Here is a 14,948-nt window from a genome sequence, read left to right on the forward strand (position 1 = left end):
ATATAAAAAGAAAAACTATCTTGAGCATACTTCTCCAATCTGCATTGATTTCAAACGCATCCGGCGGCTCTTGGCCGCTAGCGCTATTAGGACGGCAGGCTTCCGGCGTCAATTGTAAACTCAGCCAAGAGCTTCCCGGTCTTTTTCCTGATGTATTGCGCGTGAAACGGATTCCTGGAATAGACAATGTCAACGATCTCTTTAGGGGCTAGCACATCAAGCTCAGCTACAAGTGCGCGAGTGGCGATAATGACTTCGAGGGGCGGTGCAATCACCCCTGTTTCATACATCGAAAGGCGGACCTTCATAATTCCCAGCAAACTGGCAACCGTCGTACTCATAGTGTGTCACTCAAAAGTGTCTTGGGTGCCGTGCGGCCGGTTAGGCCGGTTACCGTCTCAGGACAGGCAGCACTCTGATCTCTAGTAATTGTTGTAGATTACTTCGCATTTCTTGCTTCCACGACTAACTTCGATAGACCTCGGCCACTCGGCTCCGAACCCGCAAGCATCCAGAGATGCTCCTTCAAGATTTACGCGGTAGCCTTTTGCGGTGGGCTCGATTTCGATATTGGATGGCCTGGCGCCAGCAAACGTGACCCGAAGCAGAGTCTTCCTGTTTTCTGAATCCCATTTGACGGTCTGATTCTGATCGGATGTATCGACCTCGCACACGTACCCCCCACCTTCCTGTCCAGAGGCATATGAGCTGGACACGGCAAGATGAGTTATTCCTTTTGCGCCGATCTGAACCTTCAAGCCAGCCTGTTTTGAACCTGAGCCTTTAAAGCGCTTTTCATACTTACATTCGAGGTCTTCAGCTGCGGCCGCGTAAGCAGTCAAAGCCAGTAATGATGATAAAACGAGATTTTTTCTAAGCATGACTATCTTCTATTCGTTAACGCCAAAAGAAGGGGACCCTGTAGATGTCCGTTGTTGGCCGAAGCCAGCAACTTTCAGCATACCATCTTGCTTGAACGAAGAAATACACGGATTCTCACCGAGCATGATCGGCGGCGACCACAGTAGGTTATCGGAGCATAGTGAAACTCCTTTCGAAAAGGAGGTGCACCATGGATACTCAAACTTCGGTAACGCCCACGCGCGTACCCTGGAACAAGGACAAACTAATTGGTCAGAAGGCGCCACTCCGGATCAGCGAAATCTGGGCGATTCGTGTCCGTTTAGAAATCTACGGCCGCTTGAGAGACTTGGCAATGTTCAACCTGGCGATCGACAGCAAGTTACGTGGTTGTGACCTTGTCAAACTGCGCGTGCTCGATATTTGTCATGGCTCTCACGTCGCGCATAGAGCTAGTGTGATTCAACAGAAGACCAAGCAGCCTGTGCAATTTGAACTGACGGAAGGTACCAGGCAAAGTATCAGCACTTGGATTGCAACTGCAAATTTACGAAGCTCAGACTACTTGTTCCCGAGCAGAATCACTGGCTCGCCTCACATCTCCACGAGGCAATACGCTCGCATCGTCCACCAATGGTTTGATGAGATCGGACTCGATCCCTCTGCTTATGGCACGCACACCATGCGTCGAACTAAGGCAACCCTCATCTATCGGCGAACGAAGAACCTGCGAGCCGTCCAACTACTGCTGGGGCACACCAAGCTTGAAAGCACCGTACGCTACTTGGGCATCGAGGTGGACGACGCGCTTGAGATTGCCGAGCAGACTGACGCATAAATACCGGGGGTGGCGTCGTAGCTGCCCCCTTCCCATGCTCGTCCGCACTCATTGAGCATGATGTCATGGCTTTTGCCTCTGCAGTAAGAGTGCAGCCAACGAACTAGTCGAAAATTTGGCAGAGGGGATGGGGACGGTAGGAGAGCAAGTCCTGGAAGCAAGTGCAAAAGGCGCGCGCTCCGCCTTAAACGCAGAATTTTGTGCCGCTTTTTTATACTTTTTTCATACCAAACAAAAAAGGCCTACGACATGAATTCGTAAGCCCTTGATTTGCTTGAATATTGGTGGGAAGTGCAAGTTTCGAACTTGCGACCCCTGCAGTGTGAATGCAGTGCTCTACCCCTGAGCTAACCTCCCGAAGTGGCGCTATTATAGACTAGGGGTACGCCAAACACAAGTTCCCTTGACCGCCTTGTCCAGGCCATCGAGCAGATCCTTGTGTGCCGCCTCTTCCGAATCGCTGGCACGCAGCACCATCACTTCAGCCAACGCGATCTCTGCCATGGCGATGCCGCTGCCCGTGTCTTCGATCACGATGTCCATGCCCAGGCTGTTCTGGCCGCGGGTCATGGCAAGGTAAACGTCGGCCAGCAATTCCGCGTCAAGCAGCGCGCCGTGCAGTTTGCGATGAGCGTTGGAGATGCCGAAGTGTTCGCACAGCGCATCCAGCGAGTTACGCTTACCTGGGCGCATTTCCTTTGCTTGCACCAGGGTGTCGATCACGCCATTGATATGGGAATCAAAGGCCGGCAGCTTGAGCAGGTTGAATTCGTGGTTCAGGAAGCCAAGGTCGAAGGGCGCGTTGTGGATGATGACTTCCGCACCCTGGATATACTCGCGCAGCTCCGCCACCACCTCATGGAAGCGCGGCTTATCGCGCAGGAACTCAGTGGTCAAGCCGTGGACGGCCAATGCGCCCTCTTCCGAGTCGCGATCAGGATTGATATAGCGGTGGAAGTTATTCCCCGTCAGCTTGCGCTCGAACAGTTCGACGCAGCCAATTTCAATGATTCGGTTTCCCTGCTTAGGGTTAATGCCGGTAGTTTCGGTATCGAGGACGATTTGACGCATAAATCTTCACGAAAGTGTTCGTAGCAAGCGGCGAAGTATAACAGGCCTTATTTCTTACGGACCGATTCCACGCCCAGGTTGGCCAGCTGGTCGGCGCGCTCGTTGCCTGGATGGCCATTGTGGCCGCGTACCCAGCGCCAGTCGACCGTGTGGGCCGCCTGTGCCGCATCGAGCGCTTGCCACAAATCGGCGTTCTTGACCGGCTCCTTGGTGGAGGTCTTCCAGCCACGCGCCTTCCAGCCGTGGATCCACTCGCTGATGCCCTTCTGGACGTATTGGCTGTCGGTATGCAGGACCACTTCGCAGGGGCGCTTGAGGGCCTTTAGCGATTCGATCACTGCGGTCAATTCCATGCGGTTGTTGGTGGTATTCAGCTCACCGCCGAACATTTCCTTCTTGGCGTCGCCTGCGATCATCAGCGCGCCCCAGCCGCCGGTGCCAGGATTGCCTTTGCAGGCGCCGTCTGTGTAAATCTCTACTTTATCCATCGAGTCTTTCTTTGTGTTTGTTGGTGGCGGGGACGGGAACGCCCGCCTTCGCCGTTTTCTGCTTCCAGGCCGGTCCGATCAGGCGCATGCCTTTCACACGCTTGATCGCCTGCACCATGTAGACCGCGCCGAAATACGGCCAGTAATTCGGGCCGGCGCGGTCCATGAAGTTATAGCGCGCCAGCCAACGCTCTGTGCGGCAAGCGGGCGCGTAGCAGCCCAATTGCGTTTGGCTCACGCCCATATTCAGCAATTTTAGCCAGTCTTTAATGCGCGGCATGGAAATGAACTCGCCCGCTTTTGGCAAATATTGCGATCCGGTCAGGCGGCCGCGCACTTGGCGCAGGCCCCACAGGCTCACCGGATTGAAACCGCACACGATGACCTGGCCTTCCGGAATCAGCACGCGCTCGACTTCGCGCAGCACTTGGTGCGGTTCGGCGGAAAATTCCAGCACATGCGGCAGGACGACCAGGTCCATACTATTGGTAGCAAACGGCAGCTCAACGCTATCCAGCGTGACCGCCACGGCGCGGCCAGCGCCGGAGCGGCGCGGATGCTGGCGGATATCGGCCAGCCATTGGTGCGGCATGCGGTTCGCGGCCAGTGCGTCGATTTGCGGCATGCCGATCTGCACGGCATTGAAGCCGAAGATATCCGCCACCATCTTGTCCAGGCATGCCTGCTCCCAGGCGCGCACATATGCCCCTGGCGGTGTTTCCAGCCATTTGTCAAACGCTATAATGGATTCGTCGGATGTTGCGCTATCCATGCATTCCCTTTATTGAGCCCATGAGCAAACCTGTTTCCGTTCTTACCGTCCCAGCCTTTAAGGATAACTATCTTTGGCTGATCCACGATGGCCGCAATGCTGCAGCCGTCGATCCCGGCGACGCAGCGCCCATCCTTGCCGCCCTGAAGCAACACGGATTGACGCTTACCGCCATTCTACTCACCCATCACCATGCTGACCATATTGGCGGCGTACCGGGGCTTTTGGCGCAATTTCCGGTGCCGGTCTTCGGTCCGCGCCATGATGGTATCGCGGCCGTAACCGTACCGCTCGGCGAAGGCGACCAAGTGGCCGTCCCCGGTCTGGATTTGTCGTTGCGCGTACTCGACGTGCCGGGGCATACGCGAGGCCATATCGCCTACGTGCGCGACGGCGCGGAACCGTGGGTCTTCTGCGGGGACACCCTGTTTGCAGGCGGCTGCGGGCGTCTGTTCGAGGGTACGCCCGCACAGATGACGGAGTCGCTGGGAAAGCTGGCCGCGCTGCCGGAGGCTACCAAGGTGTTCTGCGCCCATGAATATACGCTGTCCAATCTGCGCTTTGCTTGCGCGGTTGAGCCGGGGAACGCTGCTTTGCAGGCCCGCGTGGCTGCTGATTCCGCAACCCGTGAACTGGGCAAACCGACCGTGCCAAGTACCATTGGCCTTGAGCGGGCCACCAATCCTTTCTTGCGTTATCGTGAACCTGAAATCGCTTCCCGGCTGCGCGAGGCCGGCAAATTGACTGGCGGGGAGCCGCCGGTTGCCGTCTTCGCGGCGCTCAGGGAGTGGAAGAATACCTTCTAATTTAAGGAGATTTATGCAGACCGTCCGCATGTATGTAGATCCGATCAGTCCTTTCGTGTGGCTCGCGACCAAGCAGATTGCCCGAATTGAGGCGGCTGGGGTGAAAGTTGAGATGGTGCCTGTTTTGTTTGCGGCGATGCTGAACAAGCATGGGCTGGTGGGGCCGGCGGAGGTGCCTGCCAAGCGCGCGCTGACTTTCCGGGATGTGATGCGGCAGGCGGCGGCTCAAGGGCTGGAGTTTGCGGGTCCGCCAGGACATCCGTTTAATCCTTTGCCGATGCTGCGCATGGCGACGGCAATTGTTGATCGCGATGAGCGGATTGCGTTTTTTTCGGCGGTTATGGCCGCGACCTGGGAACTGGGGCAGGACGCGCAGGATTTTACAGTTCTCGCGCGGGTGGCACGGGATTGCGGGCTGGATGGGGAGGCGCTGGTGGCTGCGGCAGGGACGGCGGAGGTGAAGGCGGAATTGGCGCGAGCGACTGAGCAGGCCATTAACGATGGCATTTTTGGCGTGCCGAGTTTTGTCTTTGACGGGGAATTGTTCTGGGGTGCGGATCGGATCGACAGCTTGCTCCGCAGGATTGCGGGCCATCGTATCGACGAGGCCCGCTTGCAGGACTTTCTTGACAGGCAGCCGCTGGCGACCCGCCGCTAAAACCGGTAAACCTGGGTCCGACCCAAGGGTCAGACCCTGAACGGACTCACGGCCAGCGGGGTTGGTTCTAGGCCTTTGGCTTATTGAGAACGTCAAGAACCCAGACCCAACCCCGTTGGCCGGCGAGCAGACAGGGTCAGACCCTTGGGTCTGACCCTGGTTTACCGGGTTTAGATTTCTTCGTACAGCGGCAGCGTCAAGAACTCTTCAAACGCTTCCGAAGTCGACATCTTCTCAAAAATCACAGCAGCACGATCGTAGGCTGGGGTGGAGCCATCCGGCGCGGAGGCTTTCACCTTCGGCAGTTCCTCAGGAATCATCGCACGCACCATATCAGCGGTCACCTTGCGACCATCTTCCAGCACGCCCTTGGAGGAACGAATCCACTGCCACACCTGTGAACGCGAAATTTCCGCAGTCGCCGCATCTTCCATCAGGTTATGAATCGGCACGCAGCCGTTACCATTCAACCAGCTACCCAGGTAATGGATACCCACGTTGATGTTGTAGCGCAGACCCGCTTCAGTAATCGGCGCCTCCGGCTTGAAGTCCAGCAGTTCAGCCGAAGTCACTTCCACGTCCGGACGCTGTTTCGAAATCTGGTTAGGCGCATCGCCCAGCACTTTCTTGAACTCGCCCATGGCCAGTTCAACCAGGCCTGGGTGAGCCACCCAACCGCCATCGTAGCCATCGGTGGCATCGCGCGCTTTGTCGTTACGCACGCCGCCCATCGCCACTTCATTCTTCTCCGGATCGTTTTTGATCGGGATCAGTGCAGCCATGCCGCCGATTGCCGGCGCATTGCGCTTGTGGCAGGTCTTCAGCAGCAGCAGCGCGTAGGCACGCATGAACGGCGAAGTCATGGTCACTTTCGCGCGATCGGCCAGGCAGAAGTCCTTATCCAGCTTGAATTTCTTGATGCAGCTGAAGATGTAATCCCAACGGCCGGCGTTCAGGCCCGAGCTGTGCTCGCGCAGTTCGTACAGGATTTCGTCCATCTCGAAGGCAGCCAGGATGGTTTCGATCAGCACGGTGGCCTTGATGGTGCCTTGTGGCAGGCCCAGCTCATTCTGGGTCATGACGAAGATATCGTTCCACAGGCGCGCTTCCAGGTGCGATTCCATCTTCGGCAGGTAGAAGTATGGGCCGGCGCCGCGTGCCAGTTGCTCTTTCGCGTTGTGGACCATGAACAGGGCGAAGTCGAAGATGCCGCCCGAAACACGCTTGCCGTCAACGGTCACGTGCTTTTCGTCCAAGTGCCAGCCGCGTGGGCGCACCACCAGGGTAGCGGTCTTTTCATTCAGCTTGTAGGACTTGCCGTTCTGTTCCAGCGCGATGGTCTTGCGCACCGCGTCCTGCATATTGATTTGACCGGTGATCTGGTTGTCCCAGTTCGGGGTGTTCGAATCTTCGAAGTCGGTCATGTAGGAGTCGGCGCCCGAGTTCAGGGCGTTGATGACCATTTTGCGTTCAACCGGACCAGTGATCTCCACGCGGCGGCATTCCAGCGCTTGAGGGATCGGGGCAATCTTCCAGTCGCCATTGCGGATATGGGCGGTTTCGGCCAGGAAGTCTGGACGCTCGCCTGCATCCAGGCGCTTGGCGCGCTCTACGCGTTTGGCCAGCAATTCCTGACGGCGCGGTTCGAATTCGCGGCTCAGCTTCGCCACCAGGGCCAGTGCCTCGGGGGTCAGGACGCGCTCGAAACCTGGCTTGATCTCACCTGTGATTTGCATACCTGCTGGCAGAGTAATGCTCATGGTCTTTCTCCGTTATAGATGGTTAGTGTTGTGATTCGATGTTTTCCAGTATATTGACTAAAAACATAGAGAAACAAGACTAAAACGCACATCATCTGTGCGTTTTAGTCATAAGTGAGGACGCATGGGTCAATTCAGGCAAATTTCCACCTTTGTAGAAGTGGTCAACCGAGGCAGCCTGTCGGCAGCTGCCCGTGCAGAAGGTATCGCGCCGGCCGTTATAGGGCGCCGGCTTGACGCACTGGAGCAACGCCTCGGCGTCAAACTGCTCCAGCGTACCACGCGCAAGCTGGCACTGACGGACGAAGGCGCGGCCTTCCTTGAGGATTGCCAGCGCATCCTCAGCGAACTGGAAAGCGCGGAAGCCGCCGTGGCAGAACGTAGCGCGCGCGCCACGGGCCACCTGATGATTTCCGCACCGGCAGGCTTCGGACGGCTGCACGTAGCACCGCTGATCCCCTCCTTTTTAGCGGAGCACCGTGACGTGGCCGTGACATTGAATTTGAGTGACCGCGTGGTCGACCTGATCGGCGAAGGCGTCGACGTAGCGATCCGCATCGCCTCTATGTCCGACTCCAACCTGGTCAGCCTGAAGCTCGCCGACAACCACCGCGTCGTCGTCGGCACACCCGCCTACCTGAAACGCCACGGGGTGCCAAAGACACTGGACGACCTGTCGAAGCACAACTGCATGACCATCAGCAGCGAAGGCAGCCAGCGTGGCTGGACCTTCCGCCAGGGTGATAAGAATGTCACCTTGAAGATTGCCGGGAATATGAGCTGCAACGACGGCGCTGTGCTGCACGAATGGGTGCTGGCCGGCAAAGGCCTGGCATGGCGTTCAATGTGGGAAGTCGGAGCCGATATTGACGCTGGACGCTTAAAACCGGTGCTCAACGAATACTCAGCGCCCGGCAATGACATATACGCCGTTTTTGCCCAACGCCGCCACCTGCCGCTACGGATTCGCGCCTTCGTAGACTTCCTGCGCCATACCTATTCCCAGCCGGGCTATTGGCGCAAAGGTTGACACGGACTGTACAGGCAAAAAAAATCCTCCGATTTGGAGGATTTTTTGCAGTTTGGATCCGCCTGATTACAGAGGCTGGATGTTCGACGCCTGCTTGCCTTTTGGGCCGGAGGTCACGTCGAAGGAGACGCGTTGGTTTTCCTGCAGCGACTTGAAGCCGGCGCTTTGGATAGCCGAGAAGTGAGCAAACAGATCTTCGCCGCCTTCATCAGGGGTAATGAAGCCAAAACCCTTTGCGTCGTTGAACCATTTTACGATACCAGTTGCCATTACAATTCCTATTACAGTTAAGTGAGCTTTACGCCCGTGATACCGTTTAAATCCAGTCACCTGAATCTAGACGATCCCGCATTATACCGAAATACCTGCTAAAAACACGTCGCGATGAAAATTAATTCACGATTTGCCCAACAGGTTCCGCACATGTATAGCTAACTATAGACAAGATTTATCAATCTTGTTTGATAAATATCAATCGTGCGCGGCAAACTTTTCGGAACGAAAATCCTTGTCGGCCCAATGCAACAGTGCTTGCACGGCAGATTCGATGCCATCCCAGGGGGCGCCGGATTCCATGACAGCGCGCACCAGTTGCTCGATACGGCGAGCCTCATTTCCCAGTGCGTGGAAGCCAAATGACCCGGCAGAGCCGGCCACGCTGTGCAAAGAGTGGTGCAATTGGTCGATATTCGGAGGCGTCAGGCCGCCCTGGCACCGGGCCAGGGCTTCCCGGATTGCCGCCATGCGTTCGGGAATGCTGGCGGCGTATTTGTCGCGCAAGGCTTGCAGCCGGTCCTGGAATTCTGGGTCGACTGGGTTCGCCATGGCTCATTTGGTACCGAAAATGCGGTCGCCCGCGTCGCCCAGGCCTGGAATGATGTAGGCGTGTTCGTTCAGGTGGGAGTCCAGCGAGGCGCAGAAGATCTTCACATTCGGGTGCGATTTCTGGAACACTTCGATGCCTTCCGGTGCGGCTACCAAAGCCAGGAAGATGATCTGGTCGTCGGTGACGCCGCGCTTTTTCAGCACGTCAACAGCATGAACGGCCGAATTTCCGGTCGCGACCATCGGGTCGCACAGGATGAAAGTACGGTCGACCAGGTCCGGCAAACGCACCAGGTATTCCACCGGCTGGTGGGTTTCAGGGTCGCGGAAAACGCCGATATGGCCGACGCGGGCCGATGGCACCAGGTTCAGCAGGCCGTCGCTCATGCCAACGCCAGCGCGCAGGATAGGCACTACGGCCAGCTTGCGGCCGGCGATCACAGGGGCCTGGATGGTTTGCAGCGGGGTCTCGATTTCGCGCGTGGTCAGCGGCAGGTCACGGGTGATTTCGTAACCCATCAGCAGGGTGATTTCTTTCAGCAGTTCGCGGAAGGTGCGCGTGGACGTTGCCTTGTCGCGCATATGGCTTAGCTTGTGCTGGATCAGCGGGTGGTCGGTGATGAACAGGTTGGGAAAGCGTGGATCTTGTTTCATAAATTTAGCTTTAAATTCGGTTAATTGCGCGCATTATCCCAGCCTCAGGCGTTTTCCACCAGCGCGCGCTGCAGGATGGCTTCGCAGTTGGTTCCCGCCGGTAGCCGGCCGTATGCGCCGCCCGGTTCCCGCGCAAGGCGGGTGGCAACGAAGGTTGAGCTGACGAAGGCTGGGGCGTGGCGCAGTAGCAGGCCGGCTTGTACCGCCAACACGATGCGCTCGGCCAGTTGGCGGGCGCCGAATTCGTCCTGGCTGGCGCGCGGCAGGTCGGCCAGCAGTTGGCTGGTGTAGCGTACATATTCGGGATCGGCGTGGCTGCCCTCCCCTAGTTCGGCGGCCAGCACTTCTTTCGCCTGGCCGGATTTCGACAGCGCGCGCAGCAGGTCCAGGCACATGACGTTGCCGGAGCCTTCCCAGATAGAGTTGACCGGCAGCTCGCGATACAGTCGGGCCAGCGAGCTTTCCTCGACATAGCCGCCGCCGCCGAGGACTTCCATCGCTTCCGCGCCAAAGCCTGGGCCGCGTTTGCAGATCCAGTATTTGCCGGCAGGCGTCAACAGGCGCGCCAGCAAGGCCTCCGCGGGATTGTCCATGTGATCAAAGCAGCGTGCGAGGCGCATGGCAAACACCGTCGCCGCCTCCGATTCCAGCGCCAGGTCGGCCAATACATTCTGCATCAGCGGCTGCTCGGCAAGCGGCTTGCCGAAGGCACTGCGGCGGCGGGCGTGATGCAATACCTGGGTCAGCGCGGCGCGCATGATGCCGGCAGTGCCCAGCACGCAATCGAGGCGAGTGTGGTTGCCCATTTCCAGGATGGTCGGAATGCCGCGCCCCACGGGACCAAGCAGCCAGCCATAGGCACCGGTGAATTCGACTTCGGAAGAGGCATTCGACTTATTGCCGAGCTTTTGTTTCAGTCGCTGCACACGCACCTGGTTGCGTGCGCCGTCAGGCAGGAAGCGCGGCACGAGGAAGCAGCTCAGTCCTTCGTCACCAGCCTGGGCCAGCACCAGGTGGGCGTCGCATTGCGGCGCGGAGAAGAACCATTTGTGGCCGGTCAGGCGATAGACCGGTTCACTGTCCTCGCCGAGCAGTTCGCGCGCTTCGTGTGCCGGCACGGCTTCAGCGTGGGTGGTGTTGGCGCGCAGGTCGGAACCGCCCTGCTTTTCTGTCATTCCCATGCCGATCAGCGCGCCGCGTTTTTCATCAATCGGCAGCGGGCTCGGATCGTAAACGCGCGATAGGATTTTGGGCAGCCAGCGCGCCGCCAGGCCAGGGCTTTGGCGCAGCGCGGGCACGCTTGCATAGGTCATGGTGACAGGGCATTGCGAACCATTCTCCACTTGGCCGAACAGGATGTAGCGCGCCGCGCGGGCCACTTGCGCGCCGTGGTGCGGGTGCTTGCCCTCCCATGGCGAAGCGTGCGCTCCGGCGGCGACCATCTGCTCCATCAGCTTGTGCCAGGCCGGATGGAATTCCACTTCATCGATGCGGCGCCCGCCACGGTCGAAATTATTCAGTACGGGTGGGTGTTCGTTCGCTTGCCGAGCCAGTTCCTGCATCTCGGCAGTGCCCAACTCCGCACCCAGCTCCATCAACGACGCGGTGGCAAAAGCGCCGCCTTCGCGTTCAAGCGCTTCGCGCAGCGCGGTATCGCAAGTGAACAGGTTGACGTTCACGAAGGGCGACACCTGGTTGAAGACCTCGTGCGTGTCGAAACGGTTCATGGCGTTCTCCTCATGCGTGCTCGTTATCGCAGAGGCTAGCGCAAACTTTCAGGAGTAGCAAGATAACAATGAAAACGAAATATTGCTTAATAAAGCATCAAACTTCCACTGAATTCATTTAAAACTGATCTCGGGCAACATATTTCCTAAAAACATAGACAAATGTTGCTCTTTTTCATGTGAAACATGAGCTTTAAGTGTTACATTTCTCTCTGGTTACGACCCGAAGAGAAAGAATCGAGCGCAACAATGCTTTCCAGCTCCACAACAGTGCCCTTAGCGACATCACACCATGAGGCGAACCTCCTTTTAGAGGAAGCTGGTGATGTTGTGTTCCGGCTCAATTTGATGGGGCAAATTCTCTTCGCAAGCCAACGCGCTGCCAATTTGTTACGCGGCGGGCAGGAAATGGAAGGCCACCCCTTTCTCGCTTATGTTTGCGACCTGGATCACGCCACACTGAAATCAGCCCTCTCGGAATCGATTCAGGGCCGCGGCGCGAACCGCGCTGAAATCCGCCTGAAAACCCCCGACCAGGAAGTCTCTTATGAACTGCGTGTAAGCAGTTATGCGACCGCTGGTAAGGCTTACGAACTCTTGGTTGTCGGCCGCGACATGACGACCCAGCACGCGACCGAAGAGCGGCTGCGCCACATGGCCACCCACGATGGCCTGACCGAATTACCAAACCGACTGCTGCTGACGGACCGCCTGCGCATGACCATTGCCCAGGCCCGCCGTTCCGGCCAGGGCTTTGCTGTCGCCACCATTGGCCTCGACAGCTTCAAGAAAGTGAACGATGGCCTCGGCCATCCTGTCGGCGACGCTGTGCTGAAAATGGCCGCGGCGCGCCTGCGCAAGACCCTGCGCGACAGCGACACCCTGGCCCGTGTTGGCGGCGATGAATTCGTCGCCGTGCTACCCGGTACTTACAACGAGGCGCAGATCAAGCTGGTCACCGGCCGCTTGCTCGCCACGCTGCAGTCGCCCTTCGAAGTCGAACAGCACACGATTTACGTCAGCGCTTCCCTGGGCGTTTCGATTTATCCCGAGCACGCCGAGGACGAAGTGCGCCTGATTGCCCTGGCCGACGCGGCGATGTCGCGCGCCAAAGAAACCGGCAAGGCGCGTTGCGTCGTCTATAGCCAGCGCCAAAGCGGTCCGCCCGAGCACGATATTTCGCTGGAAGCAGCCATGTTCCAGGCCGTGCGCGAAGGCGAATTCCTGCTGTACTACCAGCCTATCGTCAATGCCATTTCGCGCGAAATCGAGGGCTTTGAAACCCTGATGCGCTGGAAGCACCCTACCCTTGGCATGGTGCCGCCAGGCCGCTTTATCCCGATCGCGGAAACCAACGGACTGATTAACCTGCTCGGCGCCTGGGCCCTCAAATCGGCCTGCGTGCAGCTGAAGCAGTTCCAGGAAGTGGCAAAACGGCCGCTTTACATTTCTGTTAATATCAGCCCGCGGCAGTTCCGCAACGATAAATTCCTGGATGTCCTCGACGATGCATTGGCCTTCTCCGGCCTGCCTGGTGAACAATTGGTACTAGAAATTACTGAAGGCACGCTGATGATCGACCCATCGCATGCCGAAATGATCCTGGCAAAAATGGCGGAACGCAAGGCACGCATCGCGATCGACGACTTTGGCACCGGCTACTCCTCGCTGTCCTACCTGAAACGCTTCCCGATTTCTGTGCTCAAGATCGACCGCACCTTCATTCGCGACCTGCCTGGTTCCGAAAAGGACGGCGCCATCTGCAACGCCGTGCTGGACCTGGCAAAACACCTGGACCTGTCTGTCGTGGCGGAAGGCGTGGAGACCGAAGAACAGATGCAGTACGTTGAACAGCGCGGCTGCCAATACGTGCAGGGCTTCCTGACCGGCCGCCCGATGGCCGCGCATACCGCGATGGCGGCGCTGAAAGAGCGTACCTATGCTTCCCTGATGACCGAAGAAGTCAGGCAGGTGGCCCAATGAGCGCACTGGGCGATCAGACTCTCTCGACCCTGTGGGAACGCACCCGCCTCCAGGGCGATATGCCGGGCTTTGCCAAGGCCATCACCTCCATCCTCGGCGCGATGCGCGGCGAAGATGAAAAAGAATTCGATATGGCGCGCACCGTGCTGTCGGACCCTGTCCTGACGCAGAAGGTGCTTCGCCTTGCCAATAGCGGCATGTATTCCGCATTCGGCCAGCATATCAACACCGTCAGCAAAGCTGTGCTGGTGCTCGGCACCGAGGCAATCGGCCACCTGGCGCTTGGCCTCAAGCTGATCGAAGAACTCTCGGTGGTGTCGCCGGATTCCGGCCTGGCCCACATCGAAATGGAAAAAGCCGTCCTGGCAGGCATCGTCGCGCGCGAAGTGTCGGCGACCGCCGAGAACCGCCAGGGCGAAGAGGCCGTCGTGTGCTCCATGCTGCAAACTCTGGGCCGCATGATGATCACCTTCTACATGCCGGAGCGTTGGACCGCGCTGCAGGAAACCGCCGGTGAAGGCAAGGAGGATGCTTCCGCAGTCGACATATTGGGCTTGAGCCTGCAGGACATCGGCCGCGCCGCCGCCGTGCACTGGGGCCTGCCAAGCAACCTGCTCTCGGGCATGCGCACGCTGGTACCGCCTGCGGACGATGAACCGGCCGAACCTCTCAGTCAGGAAGACTGGGTAGCTGGCGTGTCCACCATGTCTTGCATCTGTGCTGGCGCCCTGTGGCACGACAATGAGGAAGGCGCGGCCGAAGTGCGCCGCATTACCGCGCGCTACTCGAACATGATCGGTGTGAGCACCGACAAGCTGGCGCTCGCGATCGAACAAGCCAAGGTGGTGGCGGCGTCCGACCTGTCGATTGCCCCGCTGTCCAAGCCGGGCGAACGCAGCGCCAAGGCGCTGGACCAGACCCGCCAGCGCGCCGCCGGCAACAATATCCTGCTCAGCGGCCTGTCCGATATGCGCGATTCGCTGGATTCCGCAAGCCCTGGCCAGATGGTGTCTATTGCGCTGGAAACCGTGTTCAAGGGCCTGCAGTTCACACGCGCCGTGGCCTTTGTGCGCAATCGCCGCGAGAACAAATATATGGCGCGCATGTGCCTGGGCGAAGGCGTGCGCGAACACCTGCCTTCCATGCAGTTCCCGGACGCTTACGAGCCGAATGTCTTCCACGCCGCATTAAGCAGCGACCGTGTGATCTTTATCGAGAATGCGGCCGACCCGAAATTTTCAGCCAAACTCCCAGCCTGGTGGCGCGATACGCTGAGCGACGCGCGCAGCTTCGTGATCCTGCCGTTGTGCTCCAACGGCCAGCCGACCGGCTTCCTGTATGGTGATTGGGACGATTCCTTCCCTGCCATCCACCTCAGCCCGACCGAGTTCTCCCTGCTGAACGATATCCGTGCCATGGTGATGAAAGCAGCCGAGCGCCGCCACGTCGACTCGGTCAACCGCGCAGCCTGAATC

16 protein-coding genes and 1 tRNA gene are annotated in these 14,948 nt (G+C 58.3%); 7 read left to right on the top strand and 10 right to left on the bottom strand.

Annotation, left to right across the window (positions count from 1 at the left end; genetic code table 11):
• Positions 1–212 (top strand): hypothetical protein (locus AC1RTP_RS25470; protein ID WP_498611441.1); only part of this gene is annotated, 212 nt, incomplete at its 5' end.
• Positions 213–422: 210 nt separating this feature from the next.
• Here AC1RTP_RS25470 and AC1RTP_RS25475 read toward each other — a convergent pair.
• Positions 423–881 (bottom strand): hypothetical protein, encoded by a 459-nt coding sequence (locus AC1RTP_RS25475; RefSeq protein ID WP_498611442.1) that lies wholly within the window; start codon positions 879–881, stop codon positions 423–425.
• Positions 882–1,072: 191 nt separating this feature from the next.
• Here AC1RTP_RS25475 and AC1RTP_RS25480 point away from each other — a divergent pair, with 191 nt between their 5' ends.
• On the top strand, positions 1,073–1,699 hold the full coding sequence (locus AC1RTP_RS25480; RefSeq protein WP_498611443.1) for a tyrosine-type recombinase/integrase: 627 nt from the start codon (positions 1,073–1,075) through the stop codon (positions 1,697–1,699).
• A 282-nt stretch (positions 1,700–1,981) separates the two neighbouring features.
• On the opposite strand, the gene AC1RTP_RS25485 is transcribed toward AC1RTP_RS25480, so the two are convergent.
• The 4 genes from AC1RTP_RS25485 to AC1RTP_RS25500 all read right to left on the bottom strand — a co-directional run bounded on the left by AC1RTP_RS25485 (position 1,982) and on the right by AC1RTP_RS25500 (position 4,030).
• Positions 1,982–2,056 (bottom strand) — tRNA-Val (locus tag AC1RTP_RS25485).
• 12 nt (positions 2,057–2,068) lie between these two features.
• Entirely contained in the window at positions 2,069–2,770 is a 702-nt protein-coding gene (dnaQ, locus tag AC1RTP_RS25490) for a DNA polymerase III subunit epsilon (RefSeq protein WP_498611444.1), read from the bottom strand.
• A gap of 47 nt (positions 2,771–2,817) precedes the next feature.
• Complete coding sequence (gene rnhA / locus AC1RTP_RS25495) at positions 2,818–3,258, bottom strand: ribonuclease HI (RefSeq protein WP_498611445.1); 441 nt, start codon at positions 3,256–3,258, stop codon at positions 2,818–2,820.
• Entirely contained in the window at positions 3,251–4,030 is a 780-nt protein-coding gene (locus AC1RTP_RS25500) for a class I SAM-dependent methyltransferase (protein WP_498611446.1), read from the bottom strand. The genes rnhA and AC1RTP_RS25500 overlap by 8 nt, the downstream gene beginning before the upstream one ends.
• 20 nt (positions 4,031–4,050) lie before the next feature.
• Between AC1RTP_RS25500 and gloB the strand changes: the two genes are divergently transcribed.
• Together gloB and AC1RTP_RS25510 are read left to right on the top strand one after the other, a co-directional pair.
• Complete coding sequence (gene gloB, locus AC1RTP_RS25505; RefSeq protein WP_498611447.1) at positions 4,051–4,836, top strand: hydroxyacylglutathione hydrolase; 786 nt, start codon at positions 4,051–4,053, stop codon at positions 4,834–4,836.
• A 13-nt stretch (positions 4,837–4,849) separates the two neighbouring features.
• Positions 4,850–5,494, top strand: coding sequence for a 2-hydroxychromene-2-carboxylate isomerase (locus AC1RTP_RS25510; protein WP_498611448.1), 645 nt, complete (start codon positions 4,850–4,852; stop codon positions 5,492–5,494).
• A gap of 170 nt (positions 5,495–5,664) precedes the next feature.
• On the opposite strand, the gene aceB is transcribed toward AC1RTP_RS25510, so the two are convergent.
• Positions 5,665–7,254: a malate synthase A gene (gene aceB, locus AC1RTP_RS25515; RefSeq protein ID WP_498611449.1), complete on the bottom strand. Its 1,590-nt coding sequence runs from the start codon at positions 7,252–7,254 to the stop codon at positions 5,665–5,667.
• 124 nt (positions 7,255–7,378) lie between these two features.
• Here aceB and AC1RTP_RS25520 point away from each other — a divergent pair, with 124 nt between their 5' ends.
• On the top strand, positions 7,379–8,284 hold the full coding sequence (locus AC1RTP_RS25520) for a LysR family transcriptional regulator (RefSeq protein WP_498611450.1): 906 nt from the start codon (positions 7,379–7,381) through the stop codon (positions 8,282–8,284).
• A gap of 66 nt (positions 8,285–8,350) precedes the next feature.
• Here the strand turns inward: AC1RTP_RS25520 and AC1RTP_RS25525 are convergent, their stop codons facing one another.
• From AC1RTP_RS25525 to AC1RTP_RS25540, 4 genes are all read right to left on the bottom strand, one after another.
• Entirely contained in the window at positions 8,351–8,554 is a 204-nt protein-coding gene (locus AC1RTP_RS25525) for a cold-shock protein (protein ID WP_057265306.1), read from the bottom strand.
• Positions 8,555–8,755: 201 nt separating this feature from the next.
• Positions 8,756–9,109, bottom strand: a complete 354-nt coding sequence (locus tag AC1RTP_RS25530) for an Hpt domain-containing protein (RefSeq protein WP_498611451.1) — start codon at positions 9,107–9,109, stop codon at positions 8,756–8,758.
• Positions 9,110–9,112: 3 nt separating this feature from the next.
• Positions 9,113–9,763 carry a uracil phosphoribosyltransferase gene (upp, locus tag AC1RTP_RS25535; protein WP_498611452.1) on the bottom strand — a complete coding sequence of 217 codons (651 nt, stop codon included), beginning with the start codon at positions 9,761–9,763 and terminating at the stop codon, positions 9,113–9,115.
• Between the two features lie 44 nt (positions 9,764–9,807).
• Entirely contained in the window at positions 9,808–11,490 is a 1,683-nt protein-coding gene (locus tag AC1RTP_RS25540) for an isovaleryl-CoA dehydrogenase (RefSeq protein WP_498611453.1), read from the bottom strand.
• A gap of 249 nt (positions 11,491–11,739) precedes the next feature.
• On the opposite strand from AC1RTP_RS25540, the gene AC1RTP_RS25545 reads away from it, so the two are divergent.
• On the top strand, positions 11,740–13,473 hold the full coding sequence (locus AC1RTP_RS25545) for a putative bifunctional diguanylate cyclase/phosphodiesterase (protein WP_498611454.1): 1,734 nt from the start codon (positions 11,740–11,742) through the stop codon (positions 13,471–13,473).
• On the top strand, positions 13,470–14,945 hold the full coding sequence (locus AC1RTP_RS25550) for an HDOD domain-containing protein (RefSeq protein ID WP_498611455.1): 1,476 nt from the start codon (positions 13,470–13,472) through the stop codon (positions 14,943–14,945). Before AC1RTP_RS25545 ends, AC1RTP_RS25550 begins: the two co-directional genes overlap by 4 nt.
• The last annotated feature ends 3 nt before the right edge of the window (positions 14,946–14,948 follow it).

Source organism: Pseudoduganella sp. GW821-FHT11H04 (assembly GCF_058807935.1).

What these genes read in the sequence shown, in the direction of transcription:
- gloB (WP_498611447.1), top strand. Translation starts at nt 4,051, where the DNA reads ATGAGCAAACCTGTTTCCGTTCTTACCGTCCCAGCCTTTAAGGATAAC.
- AC1RTP_RS25545 (WP_498611454.1), top strand. Translation starts at nt 11,740, where the DNA reads ATGCTTTCCAGCTCCACAACAGTGCCCTTAGCGACATCACACCATGAG.
- AC1RTP_RS25475 (WP_498611442.1), bottom strand. Translation starts at nt 881, where the DNA reads ATGCTTAGAAAAAATCTCGTTTTATCATCATTACTGGCTTTGACTGCT.
- AC1RTP_RS25480 (WP_498611443.1), top strand. Translation starts at nt 1,073, where the DNA reads ATGGATACTCAAACTTCGGTAACGCCCACGCGCGTACCCTGGAACAAG.
- upp (WP_498611452.1), bottom strand. Translation starts at nt 9,763, where the DNA reads ATGAAACAAGATCCACGCTTTCCCAACCTGTTCATCACCGACCACCCG.
- AC1RTP_RS25510 (WP_498611448.1), top strand. Translation starts at nt 4,850, where the DNA reads ATGCAGACCGTCCGCATGTATGTAGATCCGATCAGTCCTTTCGTGTGG.
- AC1RTP_RS25525 (WP_057265306.1), bottom strand. Translation starts at nt 8,554, where the DNA reads ATGGCAACTGGTATCGTAAAATGGTTCAACGACGCAAAGGGTTTTGGC.
- AC1RTP_RS25520 (WP_498611450.1), top strand. Translation starts at nt 7,379, where the DNA reads ATGGGTCAATTCAGGCAAATTTCCACCTTTGTAGAAGTGGTCAACCGA.
- aceB (WP_498611449.1), bottom strand. Translation starts at nt 7,254, where the DNA reads ATGAGCATTACTCTGCCAGCAGGTATGCAAATCACAGGTGAGATCAAG.
- AC1RTP_RS25500 (WP_498611446.1), bottom strand. Translation starts at nt 4,030, where the DNA reads ATGGATAGCGCAACATCCGACGAATCCATTATAGCGTTTGACAAATGG.
- rnhA (WP_498611445.1), bottom strand. Translation starts at nt 3,258, where the DNA reads ATGGATAAAGTAGAGATTTACACAGACGGCGCCTGCAAAGGCAATCCT.
- AC1RTP_RS25530 (WP_498611451.1), bottom strand. Translation starts at nt 9,109, where the DNA reads ATGGCGAACCCAGTCGACCCAGAATTCCAGGACCGGCTGCAAGCCTTG.
- AC1RTP_RS25550 (WP_498611455.1), top strand. Translation starts at nt 13,470, where the DNA reads ATGAGCGCACTGGGCGATCAGACTCTCTCGACCCTGTGGGAACGCACC.
- AC1RTP_RS25540 (WP_498611453.1), bottom strand. Translation starts at nt 11,490, where the DNA reads ATGAACCGTTTCGACACGCACGAGGTCTTCAACCAGGTGTCGCCCTTC.
- dnaQ (WP_498611444.1), bottom strand. Translation starts at nt 2,770, where the DNA reads ATGCGTCAAATCGTCCTCGATACCGAAACTACCGGCATTAACCCTAAG.